The organism is Microbacterium sp. C23T, from assembly GCF_053345975.1.
Genome location: NZ_JBKFBD010000003.1, coordinates 74529 through 98928 on the forward strand (window position 1 = coordinate 74529; position 24400 = coordinate 98928).

Sequence of the window (24400 nt, forward strand, 5' to 3'; positions counted from 1 at the left end):
CTTGTCGTGGCTCTCAGCGGATCTCGCGCCACCGGGCGCGCTGGTCGACGCGGGCGTCGGCGAGCTCGCACAGCCCGTCGGCCGATGCCGCGAGGCGGGCCGCGGCGTCCGCCGGCAGATGCACGCCGGTGTCGCGCCGCAGCGGGAGGACGTGCAGCTCGACGCGGGTGTCGGGGCGGGCGCCGGTGTCGCGGAGGTTCGCGACGAGCTCGGAGCCGTCCCAGAACCGGTCGGTCGCGGTCACGCCGTCGACGCGCAGCTGCGCGACGTCGCCCGCCCATCGCACGCGGAGCACGGCGTCGGCATCGAGTCCCTCGGGGATCTCGAGCCGGTACACCGCCGCGTGGGCGTCGAGCACGGCGTCGTCGGGCGCCGCCTGCCGCCCGTCGCGCGAGCCGTACTCCCCGGAAGGCGAGCTCGCCTCGCGGATGAGGCGGACATCGATGGTCCCCACGCCCCCTCCACGCGCCGCTGGCGCGTCGCGCGGAGCCTCCGGGCGCGTGGGCCCAGCCTCGGCCCCGGCCCCGTCCACGTGCTCCCAGTCCGGCGTGAGCCAGGATCCGTCCACGTACTCCCGCACGTCGGGGGCTTCGCCGCTCGCGCGTACCGAGACGCGGCCTGCCGCGTCCCACGTGAGCTCGTCCGATGACACGAAGAGGCGTCGGCCGCCCGCCGCCGCGTCGACGACCCACACCCGCGGGGCATCCGCGGCGGGGAGCACGAGCACGTCGAGCGCAGCGCCGTCCGCCTCTTCGATCCGCACCGGCGCGGCACCCGGCGTCACGGCGTGGGGGAAGCGGTCGTGCGCGACCTCCACGGGGATGCCGGCGTCCTCGATCAGGACGAGCGTCGGCGGGGAGTCCGGCGACCCCGGCAGCACGGTGACCGCCGACGCCGTGGCCCAGTCGATCGTGACGCCGCCGACCTCGAGTCCGAGCGGCCAGCGCGCGAGGGTGCCGGACGGGATGTCGACCGGCGCGCTCGGCAGCTCGACCGTGCCGTGGCGCGTGCCGACGCTGAGGCGTGCCCCGCGATATGCCGGCAGCGGCACGTGCGGCTGGTGCCGGCCGATGAAGACGAACCCCGAGCCGTCGTCGGCACGCACGGCCCAGCGAAGGGTCTCGGCGTCCTCGACGCCCGACGGTCGCACCTCGGGCAGGTACGACGCCATCGGCGCGAGCCGCTCGCCGAACGCCTCGACGAACGCGTGCTGGAGGCGCAGGGCCGCGTGGCTCGGCGCCGTGCGGCCGGACTCGCCGATGGGCGCGTGGAAGTCGTAGCTCAGCCGCGTCATGTCATTGGGGTAGCCCGTGGCCTGCGTCTCCTCGAGACCCGGCCCGGGGTTCGTGCCCCCGGCGTACATGTAGTAGCCCTGCCAGGCCGAGCCGCTGCCGAGCTTGGCGTGCGCGACCGCGGCGATGTCGAGCGCGTCCAGGCGCGGCCGGCGGTGGTAGGCCGTGGCCATGCCGCCGCCGAGCTCGCACGTCGCGGCGGGGAACCACGGCGACAGCTCGGAGCGGTGGCCGGCCTCCTCGCCGCGCACGTCCGCGCCGATGCCGGGGTCGTCCCAGGTGTCGGAGAAGAAGTAGTGCGCGCGGAACGTCGGGTCCCACGGCTCGCCGGGGTCGACCCAGAAGCCGTCGCCGTAGCCGCCCCACAGCGGGAGCACCTCGGGGTCCGGCAGATCCGCGCCACCCCACGCCGTCGCGGTCCACAGCGGCGCGGACAACCCGGCCTCGCGCGCCAGCCGTTTGAGGGTGGCGAGGTGGCCGGGCTGGTCGTACAGCTCGTTGTCGAGCTGGATCCCGAGCACGGTCTCCGGCGTGCAGCGGCCGTCGAGTGCGGCCGCGAGCCGGCCGAACCACTCCCGGACGAGCTCGAGGTAGGCGGGGTCGTCGGTGCGGTGCTTCACGGGCAGCTCCTGCACCCAGTCGGGGAACCCGCCGTTGCGCATCTCACCGTGCGCCCATGGCCCGATCCGCAGGATGATCTCGAGGCCCTCGGCGCGCACCGCGTCGACGAATGCCGCGACGTCGTAGCGCCCGTCGAAGCGGGTCTCGCCCCGCACCGGCTCGTGGTGCAGCCAGAAGACGTAGGTCGACACGACCGAGATGCCGCCGGCGCGCATCAGCCGCAGGCGCTCGGTCCACCGCTCGCGCGGCACGCGCGTGTAGTGCAGCTCGCCCGACACCGGCAGCCACGGGCGTCCGTCACGCCGCAGCGAGCGGCTGGTGAGAGAGAGTCCCGGTCGGACGTCCTCGGTGTTCGCCATGGCCGGGCGCCGCTCCGCGCGGGGCGATCCGGTCAGGTCGGCGCGCAGCATCCGGGTCTCCGTATCGAGGTTGGAAGCAGTGCTCACGCGAGCCGCACCGCCGTCCACGACACGGCCGGCAGCGCCAGCGACAGCAGTTCGCCGTCGACGGATGCCTCGGCCTCGCGCACGCCGACACGCTCGCGGTCTTCGAGCGTGTTGGCCGCGTACAGGTCGTCCTCGTGCAGGAGGTGCGACTCGACGACCGCGACGTCGCGGCCGAGAGCCCGCACCAGCGGAGCGAGGTCGACGCGCAGGTCCGCGGCATCCGTCGTCGAACGGTTCACGACGAACAGCGACACGCCCTCGTCGTCGATCGTGGCGACGGCGTTCACCGTCTCGACCTCGCCGAGCTTCTCGCTCGTGAACGTGCCCGCCGACACCGGCACGCGCACGGCGCGGCCGTGCGCGAGACGTGACGTGATCGAGAACGGGAAGAACGTGGTCTGCCGCCACGCGGGACCGCCCGGCTCGGTCATGATCGGTGCGATCACGTTGACGAGCTGCGCGAGCGACGCCGAGCGCACGCGGTCGGCGTGCTGCAGCAGCGTGATCATGAGGTCGCCGAACACCACGGCGTCGAGGGCGTGGTACTTGTCTTCGAGCAGTCGCGGCGCGACTGGCCAGGCGCCGCCCTTGAACTCGTGGCCCGACTCGCTGCCGTCGGCGTTGTGGAGGTACCAGACGTTCCACTCGTCGAACGAGATCATGATGCGCTTGTCGCTCTTCTTGGTCGCTGCGACCGTGTCGGCGATCGCCGCGACCGACTCGATGAAGCGCGCCATGTCGACGCCCGACGCGAGGAACTCCTGCGCGTTGCCGTCGTGCTCCTGGTAGTACGAGTGGCACGAGATGAACTCGACGTCGTCGAACGTGTGCTCGAGCACGGTCCGCTCCCACGAGCCGAACGTCGGCATGCCGCGACCCGACGACCCGCAAGCCACGAGCTCGACGCCCGGGTCGATCATCCGCATGGCCTTCGCGGTGCGCGACGCGAGCTTGCCATAGTCCTCCGCGTTGAGGTGCCCGACCTGCCACGGGCCGTCCATCTCGTTGCCGAGGCACCACATCTTCACGCCGAACGGCGTCTCGCGGCCGTTCTCGGCCCGCTGGTCGGTCCAGGCGGTCTGCGTGTCGGCGTTGGCGTACTCGAGCAGGTCGAGCGCCTCCTGCGTCCCGCGGGTGCCGAGGTTGACGGCGAGCATGAGCTCGCTCCCGACGCGGTCGAGCCACGTCTGGAACTCGTGCAGCCCGACCTCGTTGGTCTCGGTCGAGTGCCACGCGAGGTCGAGGCGTCGCGGGCGCTCGGCGACCGGGCCGACGCCGTCCTCCCAGCGGTAGCCCGACACGAAGTTGCCGCCGGGGTAGCGGATGGTCGAGACGCCCAGCTCCTTCACGAGCTCGATGACGTCGGTGCGGAAACCGTCGGCGTCGGCGGACGCGTGCCCCGGCTCGAAGATGCCGTCGTAGATGTGGCGGCCGAGGTGCTCGACGAAGCCGCCGAACAGGCGGCGGTCGATGTCGGCGATCTCGTAGTGCGGGTCGAGCCGCGCGGTGGCGTCGGTCGAAGAGGTCATGGGTGCTCCTTCATCGGATCGGTCGGGTCCGGCGTGCGACAGCGCCGCCGGCGGCGCGGGTCAGCCGAGCGTGGGCTCGTGCCGCAGGATCAGCGAGATGGCCCCCGGCTGCGCGGGCAGCCGGTGCCGCGGCAGAACGCCGGGCCCGCACGTCGCGGTGCCGACGCCCGACTGGGCGAGATCGATCGACACGAACGTGCGTCCTTCGGTGGTCAGCTCCCAGTTGTGCGCGGCGGCGGCGAGGGACTGCCGGCTGTGCCGCGAAACCGTGAGCGCGAACGGGTGGTCGAGGGTCGACACGTGCAGCGTGCCGCCTTCCGTGACGATTCTGGCATCTCGGACCCCGGTTCGGGAACCGCTTTCCTGAGGTTTCACATTGTCGACCGTGAGGTCGTCGGGGCCGAGCTGCCACCAGCCGAACCGGGCGCCCGAGCGGAGGTCGGGATAGCTGTGCATCGGCCCGTAGCCGGCGACGTCCGCGCCGAGGGGCTCGCCCTCGAGCACCAGGTCCAGACCGAGCCGTGCCCACTCGGTCGTCCAGGTCGCGCTGGGCTCGAGCTCGACGTCGAGGCGCACGGCCCCGTCGCCGACCGCGCTCCATCGCAGCGTGGCGTCGATCGCGCTGTCGAGGATGGGCGTGCCGGTCCGGGTGCGCACGACGACCCCCTCCGGGCTGGGGCGCAGGTCGACCAGGCGCGTCACCATGCGGTCGATGCCCGCGGCGCGCCAGCGCCCGGCATAGGGCGGAAGGTCGAGCTCGTCGTTGCCGAGATCGCGGTCGTTGTCGGTCGGTGCTCTCCACAGGCCCACCGTCGGGCCGGCGATCTGAAGGTCGCCCAGGCGCACGAGACCGCCGGTGGCGACGTCGAACCGAGCCGCTCCGACGCGATCCTCGGTCGCCTCGCCGAGGACGCGCGGCGGTACGACCGGGCGGCCGTCGCGCACCTGCTGGCCGCTCGCGAGCACATGGCCGGCCTCGGCCCAGGGCGAGCACGCCGTCGTCACGGCTTCGACGGTGAGAACGTCGGCGACCTCGGCCGAGGCCGGCATCCGTGCCTCGTCGGGCAGCTCGAGGGTGGCCGCTTCGCGGGGGCCGCACAGCGGGGTGGCGAGCGTGCCGGACGCGGTCGTCTGACCATCGACGACGCGCCTCCATCGCAGCTCGACGTGCGCGAGGTCGAGGAAGTCGTACCGGTTGGCGATGCGGACCGTCGCGCGCTCGCCATCGACGTCGACGACGACCGGAGCGATGACGGCCGCGTAGTGGAGCAGGCCGGGGCGCGGGTTGCGGTCGGCGTCCACGAGACCGTCGATCACGAAGTTGCCGTCGTGCACGGCCTCACCGAAGTCGCCGCCGTAGAAGATGCGACTGCGGCCGTCCGGCCCGTCGACCGCGATGCCGTGCTCGATCCACTCCCACACGAACCCGCCGGCATGCCGCGGGTAGGCCTCGAACAGATCCCAGTACTCCTGCAGGCCGCCGGGCCCGGTCCCCATCGCGTGGGCGAACTCGCACTGCAGGAACGGCAGGGTGAGGCGGTGCGCCTGCGCCGGGGTGGCGTCGAAGGGTGCGGGCCGGAGCGTCTCCTCACCGATCTCGCGGACCTCGTCGTGCGGCGCGTACATGCGCGAGTACACGTCGACGTAGCGGCTCTCCCAGTCCCCCTCGTAGTGGATGAGGCGGCTCGGATCGGCGGACCTCGTCCACCGGGCCATCGCCTCGAGGTTCGCGCCCACCTGCGACTCGTTGCCGAGCGACCACATGATGACGCTCGCGTGGTTCTTGTCGCGATGCACCGTGCGCTGCATGCGATCGAGGAAGGCGTCCCGCCACACCGGGTCGGCGCTCGGGTTGCCGCGCCAGCCGACGTGCTCGAAGCCATGGGTCTCGAGATCGCATTCGTCGATGACCCAGAACCCCAGCTCGTCGAAGAGGTCGAGCACGTCGGGGTGCGGGGGATAGTGCGACGTCCGGACCGCATTGATGTGGTGGCGTTTCATCAAGAGCAGCTCGTCGCGGGCCACGGTGGCGTCGAAGACGCGTCCGTGTCGCGGTCGGTGCTCGTGGCGGTTGACGCCACGCAGCATGATCGGCGCGCCGTTCACGAGGAGGCGCGCCTCGCGCACCTCGACCCGGCGGAAGCCGACCTTCAGCGAGACGGTCTCGGTCTCGGTGCGGACCTCGACGTCGTACAGACGCGGTCGCTCCGCGCTCCACGGCTCGACCCCGGCCAACCGATGGGAGCCGCCGGCGGGGACGTCGACACCGAGCTCCTCGATCACGAGGCGGGCGGCGCTGCCTGCATCGACCTCCGCCGCGACGTCGAGGATGCCCTCCGACGTCTGGTCGTCCCAATCTGCACGCACGAACAGGTCGTCGACGCCGCCGCCGGGCCGCGCGAGGAGCGTGACGCTGCGGAAGATCCCCGGCAGCCACCACATGTCCTGGTTCTCGAGGTACGTCGCGTCGCTGAACTGCGCCACCCGCACGGCCAGGCGGTTCACGCCCGCGACGAGGAGGGCTGATACATCGAACTCGTGCGTGAGGCGGCTTCCGCGCGTGGTCCCGACGAGGCTGTCGTTCAGCCAGACCTCCGCGGCCGACTCGATGCCGTCGAAGCGCAGCAGGCGCCGGCCGTGAGCGAGCACGCCCGCCTCTGCGATGAAGTCGAGGCGGTAGTCGCCGATCGGGTTCGCGTCCGGCGGGAACGGCGGATCGACCGGGAACGGCATCTGCACGTTGGAGTAGGCGGGAGAGCCGTGCCCCTGGAGGTTCCAGTGCCCGGGCACGTCAATGGTGCTCCATTCGGACGTGTCGGCGTCGCGCCAGTCGGCGGGCGCGCTGCGCAGTGAGGGGGAGACCCGGAATCGCCAGCTCCCGTCGAGCGACTGCCGCGGCGCGTCCGAACGCAGACGTGCGCGCGGAGCGATGGTGCCGGAACCGGGGCGGGTGGTGGCGATCTCCATGTGTTCCTCGTCGATGAGTGGTGAAGACGGGCAGCGTTCGCTCACACGGAAGACGCTTTCCCACTCGCTGAGGCGAACCTGGGAAGACGCTTGCCCGATGGCGCACTTTGCATTAATGTCCTAACATCGTATCAGCGATCGACTCCGCCCCACGGTTCCGGAGCCGCCCACAGGACGCGAAATCCCGCGCCCGATCGACAACGATGTTGGCCCCTGGTTCCCCGGGGCGAAAGGGAAATCCAATGAAGCATTCAGTCACTGCCCGCATGCGGGTGACTCTCGCCTTCGCCGCCGCGGCCGTCACCGCCATCGCCCTCACCGGGTGCAGCGGCTCGGGCGACGCCGGCCAGTCCGACGAGCCCATCCAGTTCTTCCTCTCGGGCGACGCCAACCAGGGCGGCGGATACGCGCACATGGCCGAGAAGTACGAGGAGGAGACGGGCGTCAAGGTCGAGATCGTCGACATCGCGAACGACGACCTCGCCACCAAGCTCCGCAACGCGGCCCAGGCCAACGACCTCCCCGCGATCGCCCGCGTCGGCGCGGTCGACCCGGTGTGGCGCAGCGAGGCCACCGATCTCTCCGACATCACCGACGGCAGCAAGATCCGCACCGAGCTGTCCGACAAGGACGACGACGGCAACGTCATCTCCCTCCCGTCCGACATCACCGCGGTCGGCATGTTCATCAACAAGACGCTGTTCGACGAGGCGGGTGTCGCGTACCCCACCAGCGAGGACGACATCTGGACGTGGGACGAGTACGTCGCCGCGGTCAAGCAGGTGCAGGCCGCCACGGGCACCAGCTACGGCATGGTGATGGACAAGTCCTCCCACCGCCTCAAGGCGTTCCTCTACGAGTTCGGCTCGGACTACTTCCAGCCCGACAAGTCGGGCGAGTTCAGCACCAACGACCAGACCAAGGTCGCGCTCGAGTACTTCGACTCGCTGAACGACGACTCGTTCATGCCCCGCTCGGTGTGGCTGTCGGACGCCGACGGCAACGCCCTCTTCAAGAGCGGCGACGTGGTCTCGTACCTCTCGGGTTCGTGGCAGATCGCCGACTTCGCCGTGAACATCGCCGACTTCGAGTGGGCCTCGGTGTACATGCCGCAGGACGAGGAGCGCGCGACGAACTACGGCAACGCCGCATCCGTCGTCGTCTTCGACGGGCCGCAGCAGAAGGCCGCGCACGACTTCATCAAGTGGCTGTACGAGCCCGAGAACTACACCGAACTCTCTGAGACCTCGTCGTTCATCCCCGCGATCGACGGGCTCGACATCACCTACGCGTCGCACGCGGACGCGTTCGACATCTACAACCAGGACATCGCGGCGTCGCCGGCGATCGTGGGCGACATCAAGGCGATGGAGCTGCAATACGGCGCGCAGAACGTGACGACTGACGGCGACCCGGTGCGCGACGAGACGGTCAAGTACCTGAACGGCGAGCAGGACGTCGACACCACGATCAAGAACATCAACGCGCTGTTCACGGACCAGCTGGGTCCGCTGGAGTGACCATGTCCACCACCAAGTCCGTCGATGGGCGCAGTGCAGAGACGTCTGCGCTCATCACCGTGGAGCGGCGTGCGAAGCGCGCACGCCGCTCCCGGCGGAGCTCGACGAGGTTCGTCCTGGCGCCGCTGTCGTTCATCGCGGTCGCGGTGGTGCTCTTCGGGCTCTTCTTCCTCTGGCCGGGCGCGCTCGGCCTCTGGTACTCGTTCACCGACTACAGCGGTGTCGGCACCCCCGACTTCATCGGGGCAGAGAACTACATCGACCTCGCCCAGGACCCGGTTTTCTACTCGGTGCTCGGCCGTACCTTCCTCTACACGATCCTGTCGGTGCCGCTCCACTTCGCCGCGGCGCTCGGCATCGCGATGCTGCTGACGAGCTCGCTCGCGAAGGGCAAGGCGACGGCCCGGATCATCTTCTTCCTGCCGTGGCTCATCTCGCCGATCGTCGCCGGTGTCATCTGGAAGTGGCTGTTCGGCGAGAACTTCGGCCTCGTGAACTACCTCATCGAGCTGATGGGCGGCAACGGCCTCCAGTGGGAGACCGACCCCAACCTCGCGCTGGTGCTCATCCTCATCGTGAGCACGTGGGGCGGTACGGCCTTCAACATGCTGCTGTTCATCGCGGCGATCCGGAACATCCCGCAGTCCTACCTCGAGGCCGCCCAGCTGGACGGCGCGAACGGATGGCAGCGGTTCTACCGCATCATCCTGCCGCTGCTGCGCCCGACCTCTTTCATGGTGATCCTCCTCACCACCATCGGCTCGATGAAGGAGTTCGCGATGGTGCAGGCGCTCAACGGCGGTGGACCGGGCACCTCGAACATGTTCATCGTGCAGTACATCTACCGCACCGGCTTCGAGCGTGCCGACGTCGGCTACGCGAGCGCCGCGTCCATGGTCCTCATGGTGATCCTCATCATCATCGCGCTCATCCAGATGCGCTTCGACAAGAGGAACGATCTCGCATGACAACTCTTCGATCCGCGAAGCAATCGCGCTCTCGTTCACCCCGGCCGCTCCGCTCCCTTCCGAGCACGCTGCTGCTGTGGGTCCTCGCCCTCGGCTTCCTGATCCCGGTCGCCTGGTTCATCCTCAGCTCGTTCAAGCCCGGCTCGGAGCTCTTCAGCCTCCCGCTGACGCTCTTCCCGAAGGACTGGACGGTCAGCGGCTATTCGACCGCCTGGAACCGCTTCAACTTCGCGCAGTACTTCCTGAACACGTCGATCGTCGCGATCGTCACGACGGCGCTGACGGTCTTCGTCAGTGCGCTGACCGGCTACGCGTTCGCCAAGTACAAGGCGTGGTGGCTGAAGGCGTTCTTTATCTGCATCCTCGCCACGACGATGCTGCCGACCGAGGTCATCATGCCGAGCTCGTTCGCAGTGGTCCGCGACCTCGGCATGTACAACACCCTCGCGGGCATCATCGTGCCGTCGATCGTCACCGCGACCGGCATCTTCATGTTCCGTCAGTACTTCAAGACAGTCCCCGACGAACTGCTCGAGGCCGCGCGCATCGACGGCGTCTCGGAGTTCGGCGCGTTCTGGCGCATCATGCTCCCGCTCGCGAAGCCCATCGCGGTCGTGCTGGCGATCTTCTCGTTCCAGTGGCGCTGGAACGACTACATCTGGCCGCTCATCGTGCTGCGCGACCCCGACCGGTACACGCTGCAGGTGGCGCTGCGGTCGATCGTCGGCGCCGACAACGTGGACTGGTCGGTGCTGCTCGCGGCCTCCGTGATCTCGCTCGTCCCGATGGTGATCCTGTTCGCCGTCTTCCAGCGCCAGATCATGAACGCCGACATCAACTCGGGGCTGAAGGACTGATCCGTGTCGGACTCCGAATTCCAGACGGCGCTCCAGGCGGCCGTCGCCGACGAGGTGCGCCGCGAGCTGGCGGCGACCCTCGGGCCCCACGAGCGGCACCGGCACCTCATGGATCGCGCGCGGCTGTTCGTCGCCGCCTACCTGTGGCCGCGCTCCGCGGACGCCGGCGACCCGGAGCTGATCGCCGCCGCTCGTGAGAGCGTCCAGGCCCTCCGCGCGCTGCAGGGGCCGAGCGGGCTGTTCGTCGGGGGAGACAACGTCGACTCGCCGCCGGACTCCTCCTTCACGGTCAACGATCTGTGCGACGCGCTCGAGCTCATCGCGCGGGCGCCGGCCGACGAGCAGGCGGCGCTGGCCGACCTCGAGGCCGAGCTGACGGCGATCGCCGACGCGATCGAGCCCGCGCTCGTCGTGGGCGGCGTGCACACGCCCAACCACCGCTGGGAGATCTCGGCGGCGCTCGCCCGTCTGCACCGCCGGCGACCGTCGCAGGCGCTCCGCGATCGCGCAGAGCAGTGGCTCGCGGAGGGGATCGACATCACGCCCGACGGCGTCTACTCCGAGCGCAGCGCCAACTACGCGGCCTACGTGTCGAACCCGTCGCTGACGGTGATCGCCGACGTGTTCGATCGCGCGGACGCGCGGGAGGCCGTCATCCGCAATCTCGAGAGCACGCTGGGGCTCATCCACCCCGACGATTCGGTCGAGACCGTGCACTCGCGACGCCAGGATCAGCTGAACCGGTTCTCCCTCGCGCCGTACCTCGTGGCCTACCGCCGCGCCGCGATCGAGCTCGGCCGTGGCGACTTCGCCTGGGCCGCCGGGCGTGCGCTGGCGGGCGGCATCCCTCATCCCTCCGCGGTGCTGACCGAGCTGCTGCTCGCGCCCCGCATCGGGGAGGAGCTTCCGGATGCTGCGGCCGCGGCGCCGCAGCGCGCATGGGAGCAGTCCGGGCTCGTGGTCGACGCCACGGCCCGCCGGCGGCTCGTCGTCTTCGGCGGCAGCGACTACCCGCGGTTCCGCCGCGTGCGCTCGGGGCTGTCGGCGAACCCGACCTTCCTCCGGATGTTCGCGGGCGACGTCGTGCTCGACTCGGTGCGGCTGTCGCGCGACTTCTTCGGTCTCGGTCCGTTCCGCGCGGACCGGTTCACGGCGCGATCCGGCGAGGGCGACCATGGCTACGAGCTCTCAGAGACGGTCTCGGCCCACTACTACCAGCCGCTCGTTGCCGACCGTCGGTCGCCGTCGGGGGAGTACGCGCTCACGGACGACGGCCGGTTCTACGGCTCGATGTCGTTCGGCGACCGCGCCACCGACGACGTGACCCTGCGCACCGTCGTCGACGTCGAGCCCACGGCCGATGGCGCCGTCCTGTCGATCGCGATCGACGGTCCTGACAGCCCGTGGGCGCTCGAGCTCGCGTTCCGCGAGGGGGGAGCGTTCGAGGGAGTGACCGAGCGCGAGGACGGCACCGCGATGCTGCACTCCGGCACCGGCCGCTACCGTGTGGGCTCCACCGCGATCGCGTTCGATGCCGCCGGCGACTACCGCGCCGACGGCGCCGGGCGGTACCACCCGGGCGAGGACTACGCGTTCCTCGGGGCCAGCGACGCCGCCGCCGGGCGCCGCGTCTACCTGACGGGGCGCGCCCCGGGCCGGCTCGTCCTCACCCTGCACGCGGAAGGGGCCGGCGAATGAGCGCCGTCATCGACGCCATCGGGTTCGACACGCTGCGGGCGCTCCGCGCCGAGCGACCCGACGCCGTGCAGGAGGCGCTGTCGAACCGTGTCCGGCGTGATGTCGTCCGCGGCGACGGCCGGCTGTTCATCGTCGCGGCCGACCACCCCGCGCGCGGTGCGCTGGCGGTGGGCGACCGTGGCGACGCCATGGCGAGCCGGTACCTGCTGCTGGAGCGGCTGGCCGTGGCACTCAGCCACCCGGGCGTCGACGGCGTCCTCGGGACGCCCGACATCATCGACGACCTCGCGATGCTCGGTCTGCTCGACGACAAGGTCGTCGTGGGTTCGATGAACCGCGGCGGGCTGCGCGGCTCGGCGTTCGAGATGGACGACCGCTTCACCGGCTACGACGTGCCGTCGATGGTGCGCTCCGGGATCGACTTCGCGAAGGTGCTGCTGCGGGTGAACCTCGCCGACACCGGCACCGCGTCCACGCTCGAGGCGACCGCCCACGCGGTGACCGCTGCGGCCGAGGCGCGGATGCCGATCATGGTCGAGCCGTTCATGAGTCGCTGGGCCGACGGCCGCATCGTCAACGACCTCACCCCCGATGCCGTGGTGCTGTCGCTCGCGATCGCCGCGGGGCTCGGGGTCAGCAGTGCGTACACGTGGATGAAGCTGCCCGTCGTGCCCGACATGGCACGGGTCATGGAGGCGACGACCCTCCCCACGCTCCTGCTCGGCGGCGACTCGGGTGCCGACCCCGACGAGACCTTCTCGTCGTGGGAGGATGCTCTCGCCCTTCCGGGCGTGCGCGGCCTGACCGCCGGACGAGCGCTGCTGTACCCGCCGGACGGTGATGTCGCCGGCGCCGTGGACGCGGCGGCCCGCCTCGTCCACACCGATCTCTGACCCGATGGGGGACTGCGTGAGCACTGCCGGAGCGATCCGATGAAGGCCACCGTCGCGGGAGCGCCCGTGAGCTTCGGGGTGTTCGAGATGACGCCTGAGGGTGCGGCCACGGTCGCGGCCGACGACCTGCTCGAGGTGCTGGCCGACGCGGGGTACGGCGGGGTCGATCTCGGCCCCGTCGGCTTCCTCGGCCGCGATGCCGACCTCCGCGCGCGGCTGGCCCGCTTCGGGCTCGAGCTCGCCGGCGGCTGGGTGCAGCTGCCCTTCTCGGACGACGAGGCGTTCGAGGCATCCCTGCCGTCGCTGCACGACGCACTGCGGGTCTTCTCCGACGCGGCGGAGGCAGGGCCCGGCCGCCTGCCACTGCCGACGCTGGCTGACGACGGCTCCCTGGCGCGGCGCGCCCGTCCCGGCCGCGGCCAGGACGTCGACCCGCTCACCGCCCCGGCCCGGGAGCGCCTCTTCGCGAACACCCAGCGCGCGGCCGACCTCGTCCGCGCCGCCGGCTTCGAGCCGACCTTCCACCACCACGCCGGCACGTTCGTCGAGTCGCCCGACGAGATCGACCGGTTCCTCGCGCACGTCGACGTCGACCTCACGCTCGACACCGGGCACCTGCTCATCGCCGACGGCGACCCGCTCGACGCGGTCCTCCGCTGGGGCGACCGCATCAACCACCTGCACCTGAAGGACGTCGACCTCGCCGAGCTGCGGCGGGTGCTGGCGGCGGGCGGCGGGATGACCGAGGTGTGGTCGTCGGGCTCGTTCGTGGCCTTCGGACGCGGCGACCTCGACCTGGCCGGGGTGATGGATGCCGTCGAGGCGCGCGGCTTCGACGGGTGGGTGGTCGTCGAGCAGGACGTCCTGAACGCGCCCGACGTGGCGATCGACGCGTTCCGCGCCGCGCGCGGCGACGACCAGCGCGTCAACCGCGCGGCCCTCCGCCCCTGGGCCTGACCGGCTCTGCACCGAACCCCTGACGAGAAGGACACCCGCAGTGACACACGCCCCGCTCCGCTTCGGTCTGATCGGCACCGGCCGCATCGGCCAGGTGCATGCCGCCAACATCGCCGCGAACCGCGACACGACGCTGTCGTGGGTCGCGGATCCGTTCGTCGAGGGCGCGCGTTCCGTGGCCGAGAGCTTCGGCGGCCGGGTCACGGCGGACACCGACGAGCTGTTCGCCGCCGACGACGTGGACGCCGTGCTCATCGCCTCGCCGACGCCGACGCACGTCGCCCTCATCGAGCAGGCCGTGGACCGCGGCATCCCGGTGCTCTGCGAGAAGCCCATCGACCTCGACATCACCCGGGTGGAGGCCCTGCGCCCGAAGGTCACCGCTGCCGGCATCCCCGTGGCGCTCGGCTTCAACCGCCGCTTCGACCCTGCCTTCGCCGAGGCGCGGGCACGGGTCGCGGCGGGCGAGATCGGGGCGCTGGAGCAGCTGACGATCATCAGCCGCGACCCGGCCGCCCCGCCCGCCGCCTACGTCGCGGTCTCGGGCGGGATCTTCCGCGACATGACCATCCACGACTTCGACATGGCGCGCTTCTTCCTGCCCGACATCGTCGAGGTCAGCGCGGTCGGGTCCACCACGTTCGATCCGGGCGCGCGCGAGCACGGCGACTTCGACACCGCCGTCGTGACCCTCCGCGCCGCATCGGGGGCGGTCGTCACGATCATCAACTCGCGGCACAGCGCGGTCGGCTACGACCAGCGCCTCGAGGCGTTCGGCGCGCTCGGCACGGTCCAGGTCGCGAACCGTTCGACGAGCCTGGTGAGCCTCTCCACCGCCGAGCGGGTCGAGGCCACCGCGCCGTACGAGGACTTCTTCCTGCAGCGCTACGCGGAGGCCTATGCGGCCGAGCTGCGCTCGTTCGTCGAGCTCGTCCGCGAGGGCGCGTCGGCGAGTCCCACGTTCGACGACGGCCGGGCGGCCCTTCTCCTCGCCGACGCCGCGCAGCGCTCCGCGACCGAGCGCGTCGCCGTCGCGGTCAGCCTCGACTGACCCGTCACCCGCGCGTCCGGCGTCACTCGACGGATGCCGCGGCCGCCGTGTGCACGACCGCGACGCCGGCGGGTTCCAGCGAGAGGGTGTCGCCGACGTCGAGGGCGCGCTCCGTCAGCAGATCGGTCCCGGCGCGGTCCAGAGTGACGGTGCGGACGGCATCGGAATGGTTCAGCACGAAGAGGAAGTCGCCGCTGTCGTTGCGTCGTTCGGTGATCTCGACACCGGGTGCGGACGTGCGCGGAGCGATGCCGGCGCGGCGGAGCGCAGCATCCGTCACCGCCCGCTGCGCGTCCGGCGCGAGCCGGGTGCCGACGTAGAAGACCGCACCCGCGCCGCTGTCGTGAAGCGTGATCGCCGGCTCGCCGGCGAGGTACCCGTCGCGGTAGACGGCCAGCGCCCGCGCGCCCTCGAGCACGATGTCGTCCTGCCAGAAGCCGGCGTCGGCGGCGAAGTCGGCGTCGAGCTCGCCGTCGGCGACACCGTCGACGTGCACGGTCGCGTCGTCGGCGAGAGGCGAGAACTCGCGGACGTGCGCGCCGATGAGCTCGCGCAGGCCGCCCGGGTAGCCGTTCTCGATGACCCGGTCGGATTCGTCGACGATGCCGGAGAAGAACGACACCAGGACGGTGCCGCCGGTCTCGACGAACCGGGTGAGCGACGCGCGCTGGATCTCCGTGATGAGGTACTGATTGGGCACCACCACCAGCGCGTACGTCGAAAGGTCGTCCGCCAGATCGACGACGTCGACGGCGACGTTCGCGTGCCACAGCGGGCGGTAGTGGTCGACCGCCGCCCGGGCGTAGGAGAAGGCGTTCGAGGGATGCGCGGCGCCCTCGACGGCCCACCAGTTGGGCCAGTCGAACGCCACCGCGACCCGCGCGTCGGTGCGTGCGCCGGTGACCGCCGCCACACGCGGCAGTTCCACGCCGAGATCGCGGACCGCCTGCCACGATCGCGTGGCGGTTCCGCCGTGCGGCAGCATCGCCGAGTGGAACTTCTCGTTGCCCTGCCGTGACGCCCGCCACTGGAAGAACATCACCGCGTCCGCGCCCCGGGCGACCGCCTGGTAGGAGCCCAGCCGCATCCGCCCGGGCTGCTTCACGAGGTTCGTGCGCCACTGGCTCACCGCGTTCGCGGCCTGCTCCAGGAGGAACCAGGGGCGGCCGCCGCGCAGCGACCGCATCAGGTCGTACTGGAAGGCGGACTTCATCAGACTCTCGGGATCAGCCGGGTCGGGGTACGCGTCGAGCGACACGACGTCCTCTTCGGCGGCCCATGCCCGGTAGTCGTTCGGATCGACGTACTGCATGAAGTTGGTCGTCACCGGGATGCCGGGCGTGAGCTCGCGCATGACGTCGCGCTCCGCCGTCATGAGCTCCAGCTGCCGATCCGACGAGAACCGTGCGAAGTCGAGTTCGCGGCTCGTCGTGACCTTCCCTTCGACAGGGCCGGGAACGTGCACCTGTTCCCACGCGCTGTAGCGCTGGCTCCAGAACGTTGTGCCCCACGCGTCGTTGAGCGCGTCGAGCGACCCGTACCGATTCTGCAGCCAGCCGCGGAACCGCTCGTCGCAGAGGTCGCAATAGCACTTCGCGTAGTACTCGTTGCCGAGGTGCCACATTGCGAGCGCCGGGTGCGAGCCGTAGCGCTCGGCGAGCAGTCGCGCGATGCGCAGACTGTGCGCCCGGTAGACCGGCGACGACGAGCAGTAGTGCGCGCGGCTGCCGACGCCGACGAGCGCGCCGTCGAATCGGCGCAGTCGCACCTCGGGGTGATCCTCGACGAGCCACGGAGGCGGCGACGCGTTGGGGGTGGCGAGGTTCACCGCGATGCCGTGCGCCCACAGCACCTCGACCACCTCGTCGAGCCACGCGAAGGTGAAGACTCCGTCGGCCGGTTCCAGCGCCGACCACGAGAACACGCCGACGCTCACGATATTCACCCCGGCCTCCCGCATGAGGCGTGCGTCTTCGTGCCAGACATCGCGCGGCCACTGCTCGGGGTTGTAGTCCCCGCCGTACGCGATGCCGCCGAGGCGGGTGCGCAGCTGCGACAGGCGTTCGTCGGATGCGTCGGACACGGGGACTCCTCTGGGGGTGAAAACACGGATGCCGCGGCACGAGGCCGTGCCGCGGCATCCGTCTCTGCGAATCGATCCGGCGTCAGCCGAGGATGGCGTCCGCCTCGGCGAAGAACTGCGTCACGGCGTCGTCGACCGACAGCACACCGAGGCCGATCGACTTGCCCGCGTCCCAGAAGGCCTGCTCGAGCGAGCCGTAGCCGACGACGGGGACCGGCGGGGCGTCGCCGATGCGGTCGGAGGCCGACTCGATGTAGTCGGCGACCTGCTTGTCGGCGCCCTCCAGCGTCGTGCCCTCGAGCTTCGACGACGATGCCGGGAAGCCGAGCGTCGTGCCGAAGATCTCGCCGGCCTCGGGGCTGTTCACCACGAAGTCGAGGAAGAGGGCCGCGGCCTCGGGGTGCTCTGTGTTCGCGGCGATCGCGACCTGGAGACCGGCCTGACGGTACAGATCCTTCGAGCCCTCCTTGGCGGTGGGCGGTGCGACGAGCGAGATCGAGGACGCGCCCGAGTCGGCGAGGTAGCCGCCGAGGAAGTTGCTCCAGCTCATCTCGCTCGCCGTGATGGCGGCGCCGAAGCCGGACTTCGGCGAGAGCTCCTCGAGCTTCTGCTGCGGCACGGTGACACCGTCGCGGATCTCGGCGCCGGACTCCCAGAAGTCCCGCAGGTCGTCCTCGGTGAAGCCGAGCTCGCCGTCGTCGGTGTAGAGGTTCCCGCCGTTCGCGCGCAGCTGCAGCTCGAAGACCTGGATGCGCTGCGTGTAGTCGGTGCCGCCGTACACGGCGCCGCCGGTGGCGTCGGTGACCGAGGCCATCCACTCGTCGAAGTCGGCGAAGCTCGTGCCGCCCTCGGGCGTCTCGACCCCGGCCTGCGCGACGAGGTCGTCGTTGACGAAGTTCGCCCACAGGCTGTAGCCGGTCGGGAGCGAGTACTGCACGCCGTCCAGGGCGCCCGTGCCGAGCAGCGACTCCTCGAACGTCGTGGTGTCGATGTAGTCCGAGACGTCGGCGAGGTCGAGCAGGTTGCCGGACTCCGCGTACTGGCGCAGGTAGCTGTCGGAGAACTGGAAGACGTCCGGGAGGCCGCCGCCGGCAGCCTCGGTCTGGCGCTTCTCCCAGAAGCTCGGGAAGTCCGTGAACGACGTGTTGATCGTGATGTTCGGGTACTCCTCGTTGAACGCCGCGATCAGATCGTTGTAGCGGGTCGCACGGTCGTCATTGCCCCAGAACGCGAAGTCGAGGGTGACCTTCTCGTCGGGATCGAACGCGGCGGCGTCGTCCGAGGCGCCGCCGGAGCAGCCCGAGAGGACGAGCGCGGCGCCCGCGGTCAGGGCGGCGGCCGCGAGCAGGGTACGAGGTGCAGGCATGGAGGTGCTCCAGTCTTCTGTTCGGATGGGGGTCAGGAGTGGGCTACGGCGGCGCGTGCGGAGACCGCGGCGGTGCCCGTGGCGCTGACAGGAGCCGACACGAAGGCGACCCCCTGTCCGTCGAGCACGACGCGCTCGACGGCGACCCCGGTCTCGGCATCCGTGCCGTCGATCGTGATCTCGACCCGCGCGTCGCCCTGGTTGATGAGGGTGACCAGGTCGCCCCGGCGAGCCGCCTCGACGCCTGCGGGCAGGTCCGCCACGACGGGTCGGACACCGGATGCCTCGACCACGGCCGCGACGATCGCGTCGAGTGCGTCGGCGCTGGGCTGGGTCGCGGTGTACCAGGCCTCGCCCGAGCCGAAGCGGTGGCGCGTGAGCGCCGGCGAGCCGGACTGCAGGCCCGAGGAGAACGTCGCGACCGCCGTCGCGCCGGTCGCGTGGATCGCCTCGGCGACCAGGCGACCGGACCGCTCCACCCCGTCCAGGTCGAACGTGACCGCACCGCGGCCGGCGGCGTCGCGCGCGGCCTGGACGGCGTCGCTGCTCAGGGCTCCGACGCCCGAGCCTCCGGAGGACTGGCCCGCGAGGACGCCGAAGTCCTCGAAGCGCAGCCCCAGCACCGGGCCGAGCTGCGTCAGGAAGCCGCCGTCGCGGAAGTGGTCGTGCGCGTCGACGATGTCGGTGAACGGCCCGGTGAGGAGTGTTCCGCCGTCGTCGACGAACCGGGCGAGCGCCGAGGCGCCCTCGTCGCGCAGCAGATACAGCGCCGGGGCGACCGCGAGGGCGTAGCCGTGGTCGACCTCCTCGGGAGCGACGATGTCGACCTGGATGTTCCGCGCGTGGAACGCGCCGTACCACTCGAGCACGAGCGCGAGGTAGTCGATCTCGGTGGGGTGGTCGCGCTCTTCGACCGCCCACCAGTTCTCCCAGTCGAACACCAGGGCGACCTGTGCGTCGCGGCCCGGTGCCGGGAGCGCCGGGAGCGCGGCGAGGCGCGCGCCGAGCTCGGTCACCGCGTCCCAGGTGCGGGTCTCGGTGCCGGCGTGCGGGAGCATCGCCGAGTGGAACTTCTCGCTGCCGGCGCGGGACTGCCGCCACTGGAAGAACATGATGCCGTCGGCGCCGCGGGCGATGGACTGCGCGGACTCGGCGGCCAGGGCGCCCGGCCGCTTGCCGGGGTTCGCGGGCCGCCAGTTGACGGCATCCGTCGCCTGCTCCCACAGCAGCCACGGCACGCCGGGCTTGAGTGAGCGGACGAGGTCGCGCTGGAAGGCGGCGTCGCGCACGCGGTTCGGGTTGGCGGGGTCGGGATAGCAGTCGTCGGCGATGACGTCCATGTGCGGCGCCCACTTGCGGTAGTCCGCGGGCTTGAACGGGCCCATGAAGTTCGTCGTGATCGGCTGCGTCGCGCCGGCGCCCTGCAGGATCTCGCGCTCCATGAGGTAGCACTCGAGCAGCATGTCGCTGGTGAACCGTCGCCAGTCGAGCATCGAGGACGGGTTGTGGCTGTAGGGGGCGAGGCGCGGCGGGAAGATCTCGTCGAACGAGCCGTAGCGCTGCGACCAGAAGCTCGTGCCCCACGCGTCGTTGAGCGCGTCGACGGTGGCGTAGCGCTTGTGGAGCCAGTCCCGGTACGCGTCGCGCGCAGCATCCGAGAAGTCCATCCAGAGGTGGCAGCCGAACTCGTTGCCGACGTGCCACATCACCACGGCGGGGTGATCCACGTAGCGCTCGGCCAGCCGGCGCACCAGCTCGCCGGCCAGGCGCCGGTAGGTCGGCGACGACGGGGCGAAGTGCTGACGGCTGCCCGGCCAGTACGACGCACCCGACTCGTTCGCCGGAAGCGTCTCGGGGTAGTTCTTGCTCACCCACGGCGGGGGAGAGGCGCTCGCGGTCGCGAGGTTCACCGCGATGCCGCCGGCGTGGAGCTTCTCGATGACGGTGTCGAGCCACGCGAAGTCCCACACGCCCTCGGCGGGCTGGATGCGCGACCACGCGAAGATGCCGAGGCTCACGATGTTGACGCGGGCCTCCTGCATGAGGCGGACGTCCTCGTCCCACACCTCCTCGGGCCACTGGTCGGGGTTGTAGTCGGCGCCGTACAGCACGTCGAGCAGCTCCTTCTGGCTGGTCTTGCGTTCGAGAGAGGGGGGGGTCAGCGGCGGCCGCGGCGCGCCGGGAGGGCGACGACGGCGAAGGTGGCGCAGCCGAGCCCGGCGATGATGAGCGGCGCGAGCATCCAGGTCATCACGCCGACCAGCACGGCGGCGGCCGCGAGGTACAGGGCGGCGATCGGGTCGGCCACGAGGGACGACGGGATGCTGCGCACCGCCGCCCGCCAGCCGCGCTCGGGCGTCCACGCGCCCGCGGCGACGAGCAGCGCCACGGCGCCGACGACGAGGCCGGCCCAGCCGACGATCGAGATGAGGCCGCCGCCGGGGAGCGCGCCGCTGTTCGCGAGGTAGATGTCGAGCGTGAGCACGAACGTGACCAGCACCGCGGCGACGCCGACGATCAGGCCGCCGGGCAGCGCCCGGCGCCAGTCCTGCCAGAACGTGCGCACGTGCGACTGCTCCGCGTTCACGTAGCGACGCAGATGACGGATGCCGGCGGCCAGCGCCGCGGGCAGCGTCACGACGAGGATCCCGGCCGCGGTGACCAGCAGCCCGGTGAGCAGCACCTCGCCGAACAGGGCGAAGGCTCCCTTGGCACCCGGGTAGCGGGCCGGAGCCCGCTCCTCGAGCGTGGGCCCTGCTCCGGACGCGTCGGCGCGACGCGCGGCGCGGAGTTCTCGGCGGTCCATGGTGGGGTCCTATCCCTTGAGTCCCTGCGTGGCGACGCCGTCGACGAGGAAGCGCTGGAACACGAGGAAGAAGAGCAGGACGGGGATGAGCGCGATGAACGACGCGGTGACGGTGGCGCCGTAGTCGCTGACGCTGGTCTGGTCGTTGTAGAGGCGCAGCGCGATGGGCAGCGGGTAGTTCTCGGGGCTGGTCAGGTACAGGAGGGGTCCGAGGAAGTCGTTCCACGCCCAGATGAACGCGAAGATCGAGCAGGTGATCAGGGCGGGCTTGATCAGCGGCAGGATGATCGACCAGAAGATGCGCATGTGTCCGGCGCCGTCGATGCGGGCGGCCTCGTCCATGTCGCGGGGCATCTGCCGGATGAACTGCACCAGCAGGAACACGAAGAACGCTTCGGTGGCGAGGAACTTCGGCAGCAGCAGCGGCCAGAACGTGTCGATCATGTCGAGGCGCTGGAAGATGATGTACTGCGGGATGATCACGACGTGGAACGGCAGCAGCAGCGTGCCGATCATCGCGGCGAACAGGATGCCGAGGCCCTTGAACTGGATGCGGGCGAACGCGTAGGCGGCCAGCGACGACGACAGCAGCACACCGATCACGGAGCCCGCGGCGATGATGAAGCTGTTCAGGAAGAACCGCCACATCGGCACGCCCGCGATGCCCTCCATCACCTTCGCGTAGTTGGCGATGGTGGGGTTTTCGGGGAGCAGGCCCATGTTGGAGCCGAACTCGCTGTTGGGCTTGAAGGTCGAGAACAGCAGCCAGACCAGCGGGTAGAGCACGATCGCGGTGACGGCGATGAGCACGACGAACCAGATCACGGTCTGCCAGGTGCCGCGCTTGACCTTGCGGCGGGGCTGCTGCGGGGTGGCGTCGACCTGGTTCTCGAGGGTGGCGATGGCGGGTTCGCCGAAGCTTGTGGTGCTCATCGGTTGTCTCCGGCGTAGTGGACCCAGCTGCGCTGGGTGCGGAAAAGGATGAAGGCGATGACGGCGACGACGATCAGCAGCACCCACGCGATGGCGGCGGCGTAGCCCATCTGGCCGTCCGAGAAGCCGCGCTTGTAGAGGTAGAGGGTGATGAAGTTGGTCATGCCGGCGGGGCCGCCGGTGCCGTTGGAGATGATGTAGGCGGAGCTGAAGACCTGGAACGCGCCGATCAGGCCGAGCAGCAGGTTGAAGAAGATCACCGGCGAGAGCATCGGCAGCGTGACCGCGCGGAAACGGTGCCAGGGTCCGGCGCCGTCCATCTCGGCGGCCTCGTAGAGCTCCTTGGGGATCTGCTTGAGGCCGGCGAGGAAGATGACCATGGTGGCGCCGAACATCCAGATCGCGAGGAGGATCATGGCGGGCAGCACGAGGGCGGGGTTGCCGATCCAGCCGCCGAGGTCGATGCCGATGGCGGAGAGGGCATTGTCGACCGGGCCATCGGAGGCGAACATGGCCCGCCACACGATCGCGACCGACACGGAGCCGCCGATGAGCGAGGGGGCGTAGAACGCGGAGCGGAAGAAGCCGGCGCCCTTGTCGCGGTAGTTCAGGAGCATCGCCACGCCCAGCGCGGCTGCCAGGGTGATCGGGGTGCCGACCAGGACGTAGATCATGGTGATCTGCGCGGACTGCATGAACGCCGGGTCGTTCGTGAACATCCGGACGTAGTTGTCGAAGCCGATCCACTTCGGCGGCGCGAAGATGTTGTACTTCGTGAACGACAGGTACAGCGAGTACGCCATCGGGATCAGCGTGAGGCCGAAGAACCCGACCAGCCACGGGATCAGGAACCCGTACCCCGCCAGCGTCTCCTTCACGACCCGGCCGCGCTGACCCGGCCGATTCACATGCTCAGGGCTGCTCCGGCGGAACAGGGACCGGCGTGAGGACTTCTCACCGGTCACGATGACTCTGGTCGCTGTGGTGCTCACGAGACTCTCCGATACGGGTTGTGGAGTAGTGGTTTTCCGGGCCCGGGCGCATCGTACGCCCGGACCCGGAAGCTGTCACTGGTTGAGGACGACGTCCATCTCGGCGAAGAACTGCGAGACCGCGTCATCGACCGTGACGGTGCCGAAGTTGAGCTCGGTACCCAGCTGGCGGAACTTCTCCTCGAGCGTGCCGTAGCCCACGATCGGAACCGGCGGGGCGTCGCCGAGACGGTCGGCGATCGACGCCTCGTAGTCCTTGACCTGCTGGCTCAGCGGGTCGAGCTCGGCCGCCTCGAGGGCGGTCTCCGAGGCCGGCAGGCCACGGTTGGTGCCGAAGATCTCACCCGACTGGGGCGAGTTCACGAGGAAGTTGACGAGCGTCGCGGCCGCCTCGGGGTGCTCGGTGTTGGCCGAGATGGTGTGGAGCATGGACGGCTTCAGGTACAGGTCCTTCGCGCCTTCCTTGGTCACCGGGGGAGCGATGAGGCCGAGCTCGGTGTAGCCCTCGCCGAGACCGGCGAGGTAGCCCGCGCCGAAGTTGTCCCAGGTCAGCTCGCTCGCCGTCAGCGCGCTGTCGAAGGCGCCCTTCGGGGCGACCTCTTCCACACGCTGCTGCGGGATGCCGATGCCGTCCTCGCGGATCGGTGCGCCGGACTCCCAGAACTCGGTGAGGCGCTTCTCGTCGAAGCCGGGCGTGCCGTCCTCGTTGAAGAGGTTCTTGCCCTCCGAGCGCAGCTGCAGTTCGAAGTTCTGGATGCGGCCGGTGTAGTCGCCGCCGCCCCAGAACTCGCCGCCGGCGCCGTCGGTGACCTCGCCCATCCAGTCGGTGTAGTCGTCCCAGCTGCCGCCTTCGAACTCCTCGACGCCGGCCTTCTCGAGCAGGACCGGGTTGGTGAACAGGCCCCACGCGTTGGTGGAGGTCGTGATGCCGTAGGTGGTGTCGTCGACGACGCCGATGTTGAGGATGTTCTCGGGCAGCGGGTCGGTCTCGATGATGTTGCCGAGGTACGGGTCGAGGTCGAGCAGCAGGCCGTTCTCGGAGTACTGACGCAGGTACGAGTAGTCGAACTGCATGACGTCGGGGAGGTTTCCGCCGGCGGCCTCGGTCTGACGCTTCTCCCAGAACTCGGGGAAGGTGAGGAACGTGGAGTTCACCGTGATGTTCGGGTACTCCTCGTTGAACGCTGCGATGGCCTCGTTGTAGAGCCCGGCGCGGACGTCGTTGCCCCAGAACGCCAGGTCGAGGGTGACCTTCTCGTTCGGGTCGAATGTGGGTGCGGCGTCGGGGGTCTCGTCGCTGCCGCCGGCGCAGCCGGCCAGCACGAGGGCGGCGCCGGCCGCGATGGCGGCGACGGCGAGTGCCCGCTTCTTGCTGAACATCCTTGTCCTCCTTGTGAACGTCTGCGTTCGCGGTTCCGCGT

The 24400-nt window shown here is 70.4% G+C and carries 17 protein-coding genes; 7 read left to right on the plus strand and 10 right to left on the minus strand.

Annotation, left to right across the window (positions count from 1 at the left end):
• Nucleotides 1-13: 13 nt before the first annotated feature.
• Genes ACLBXX_RS02415 through ACLBXX_RS02425 form a run of 3 tightly spaced genes read right to left on the minus strand, consistent with a single transcriptional unit; the run spans nt 14 to nt 6855 of the window.
• Nucleotides 14-2359 carry a beta-galactosidase gene (locus ACLBXX_RS02415; RefSeq protein WP_447656655.1) on the minus strand — a complete coding sequence of 782 codons (2346 nt, stop codon included), beginning with the start codon at nt 2357-2359 and terminating at the stop codon, nt 14-16.
• Entirely contained in the window at nt 2356-3888 is a 1533-nt protein-coding gene (arfA, locus tag ACLBXX_RS02420; protein WP_447656656.1) for an arabinosylfuranosidase ArfA, read from the minus strand. The genes ACLBXX_RS02415 and arfA overlap by 4 nt, the downstream gene beginning before the upstream one ends.
• Nucleotides 3889-3948: 60 nt before the next feature.
• Nucleotides 3949-6855: a glycoside hydrolase family 2 TIM barrel-domain containing protein gene (locus tag ACLBXX_RS02425; protein WP_447656657.1), complete on the minus strand. Its 2907-nt coding sequence runs from the start codon at nt 6853-6855 to the stop codon at nt 3949-3951.
• A gap of 242 nt (nt 6856-7097) precedes the next feature.
• On the opposite strand from ACLBXX_RS02425, the gene ACLBXX_RS02430 reads away from it, so the two are divergent.
• The 7 genes from ACLBXX_RS02430 to iolG are packed head-to-tail and all read left to right on the plus strand — an operon-like array spanning nt 7098 to nt 14799.
• The gene (locus ACLBXX_RS02430; protein WP_447656658.1) at nt 7098-8375 is read left to right on the plus strand and encodes an ABC transporter substrate-binding protein; all 1278 of its coding nucleotides are present in this window, start codon (nt 7098-7100) and stop codon (nt 8373-8375) included.
• A 2-nt stretch (nt 8376-8377) separates the two neighbouring features.
• Nucleotides 8378-9343 carry a carbohydrate ABC transporter permease gene (locus ACLBXX_RS02435; RefSeq protein ID WP_447656659.1) on the plus strand — a complete coding sequence of 322 codons (966 nt, stop codon included), beginning with the start codon at nt 8378-8380 and terminating at the stop codon, nt 9341-9343.
• Entirely contained in the window at nt 9340-10200 is an 861-nt protein-coding gene (locus ACLBXX_RS02440) for a carbohydrate ABC transporter permease (RefSeq protein WP_447656660.1), read from the plus strand. Before ACLBXX_RS02435 ends, ACLBXX_RS02440 begins: the two co-directional genes overlap by 4 nt.
• Before the next feature lie 3 nt (nt 10201-10203).
• Nucleotides 10204-11898, plus strand: coding sequence for a hypothetical protein (locus ACLBXX_RS02445; protein ID WP_447656661.1), 1695 nt, complete (start codon nt 10204-10206; stop codon nt 11896-11898).
• Nucleotides 11895-12791, plus strand: a complete 897-nt coding sequence (locus ACLBXX_RS02450; RefSeq protein ID WP_447656662.1) for a Cgl0159 family (beta/alpha)8-fold protein — start codon at nt 11895-11897, stop codon at nt 12789-12791. Before ACLBXX_RS02445 ends, ACLBXX_RS02450 begins: the two co-directional genes overlap by 4 nt.
• Before the next feature lie 39 nt (nt 12792-12830).
• Nucleotides 12831-13748 (plus strand): sugar phosphate isomerase/epimerase family protein, encoded by a 918-nt coding sequence (locus ACLBXX_RS02455; protein WP_447656663.1) that lies wholly within the window; start codon nt 12831-12833, stop codon nt 13746-13748.
• A 40-nt stretch (nt 13749-13788) separates the two neighbouring features.
• Nucleotides 13789-14799, plus strand: coding sequence for an inositol 2-dehydrogenase (gene iolG, locus ACLBXX_RS02460; protein WP_447656664.1), 1011 nt, complete (start codon nt 13789-13791; stop codon nt 14797-14799).
• Nucleotides 14800-14821: 22 nt separating this feature from the next.
• Here iolG and ACLBXX_RS02465 read toward each other — a convergent pair whose 3' ends face one another.
• The 7 genes from ACLBXX_RS02465 to ACLBXX_RS02495 all read right to left on the minus strand — a co-directional run bounded on the left by ACLBXX_RS02465 (nt 14822) and on the right by ACLBXX_RS02495 (nt 24359).
• Nucleotides 14822-16882, minus strand: coding sequence for a beta-galactosidase (locus ACLBXX_RS02465; RefSeq protein WP_447656665.1), 2061 nt, complete (start codon nt 16880-16882; stop codon nt 14822-14824).
• A gap of 82 nt (nt 16883-16964) precedes the next feature.
• On the minus strand, nt 16965-18248 hold the full coding sequence (locus ACLBXX_RS02470; RefSeq protein WP_447656666.1) for an ABC transporter substrate-binding protein: 1284 nt from the start codon (nt 18246-18248) through the stop codon (nt 16965-16967).
• A 32-nt stretch (nt 18249-18280) separates the two neighbouring features.
• Entirely contained in the window at nt 18281-20359 is a 2079-nt protein-coding gene (locus tag ACLBXX_RS02475) for a beta-galactosidase (protein ID WP_447656667.1), read from the minus strand.
• Nucleotides 20360-20406: 47 nt separating this feature from the next.
• The gene (locus ACLBXX_RS02480) at nt 20407-21054 is read right to left on the minus strand and encodes a DUF624 domain-containing protein (RefSeq protein ID WP_447656668.1); all 648 of its coding nucleotides are present in this window, start codon (nt 21052-21054) and stop codon (nt 20407-20409) included.
• A 9-nt stretch (nt 21055-21063) separates the two neighbouring features.
• Entirely contained in the window at nt 21064-21987 is a 924-nt protein-coding gene (locus ACLBXX_RS02485; protein WP_310285845.1) for a carbohydrate ABC transporter permease, read from the minus strand.
• Nucleotides 21984-22979, minus strand: coding sequence for a carbohydrate ABC transporter permease (locus ACLBXX_RS02490; protein ID WP_310285843.1), 996 nt, complete (start codon nt 22977-22979; stop codon nt 21984-21986). Before ACLBXX_RS02490 ends, ACLBXX_RS02485 begins: the two co-directional genes overlap by 4 nt.
• Before the next feature lie 75 nt (nt 22980-23054).
• Nucleotides 23055-24359: an ABC transporter substrate-binding protein gene (locus tag ACLBXX_RS02495; protein ID WP_387140720.1), complete on the minus strand. Its 1305-nt coding sequence runs from the start codon at nt 24357-24359 to the stop codon at nt 23055-23057.
• Between the last annotated feature and the right edge of the window lie 41 nt (nt 24360-24400).

What these genes read in the sequence shown, in the direction of transcription:
- ACLBXX_RS02485 (WP_310285845.1), bottom strand. Translation starts at nt 21,987, where the DNA reads ATGAGCACCACAAGCTTCGGCGAACCCGCCATCGCCACCCTCGAGAAC.
- ACLBXX_RS02440 (WP_447656660.1), top strand. Translation starts at nt 9,340, where the DNA reads ATGACAACTCTTCGATCCGCGAAGCAATCGCGCTCTCGTTCACCCCGG.
- ACLBXX_RS02470 (WP_447656666.1), bottom strand. Translation starts at nt 18,248, where the DNA reads ATGCCTGCACCTCGTACCCTGCTCGCGGCCGCCGCCCTGACCGCGGGC.
- ACLBXX_RS02495 (WP_387140720.1), bottom strand. Translation starts at nt 24,359, where the DNA reads ATGTTCAGCAAGAAGCGGGCACTCGCCGTCGCCGCCATCGCGGCCGGC.
- ACLBXX_RS02480 (WP_447656668.1), bottom strand. Translation starts at nt 21,054, where the DNA reads ATGGACCGCCGAGAACTCCGCGCCGCGCGTCGCGCCGACGCGTCCGGA.
- ACLBXX_RS02425 (WP_447656657.1), bottom strand. Translation starts at nt 6,855, where the DNA reads ATGGAGATCGCCACCACCCGCCCCGGTTCCGGCACCATCGCTCCGCGC.
- ACLBXX_RS02455 (WP_447656663.1), top strand. Translation starts at nt 12,831, where the DNA reads ATGAAGGCCACCGTCGCGGGAGCGCCCGTGAGCTTCGGGGTGTTCGAG.
- ACLBXX_RS02450 (WP_447656662.1), top strand. Translation starts at nt 11,895, where the DNA reads ATGAGCGCCGTCATCGACGCCATCGGGTTCGACACGCTGCGGGCGCTC.
- ACLBXX_RS02430 (WP_447656658.1), top strand. Translation starts at nt 7,098, where the DNA reads ATGAAGCATTCAGTCACTGCCCGCATGCGGGTGACTCTCGCCTTCGCC.
- ACLBXX_RS02435 (WP_447656659.1), top strand. Translation starts at nt 8,378, where the DNA reads ATGTCCACCACCAAGTCCGTCGATGGGCGCAGTGCAGAGACGTCTGCG.
- arfA (WP_447656656.1), bottom strand. Translation starts at nt 3,888, where the DNA reads ATGACCTCTTCGACCGACGCCACCGCGCGGCTCGACCCGCACTACGAG.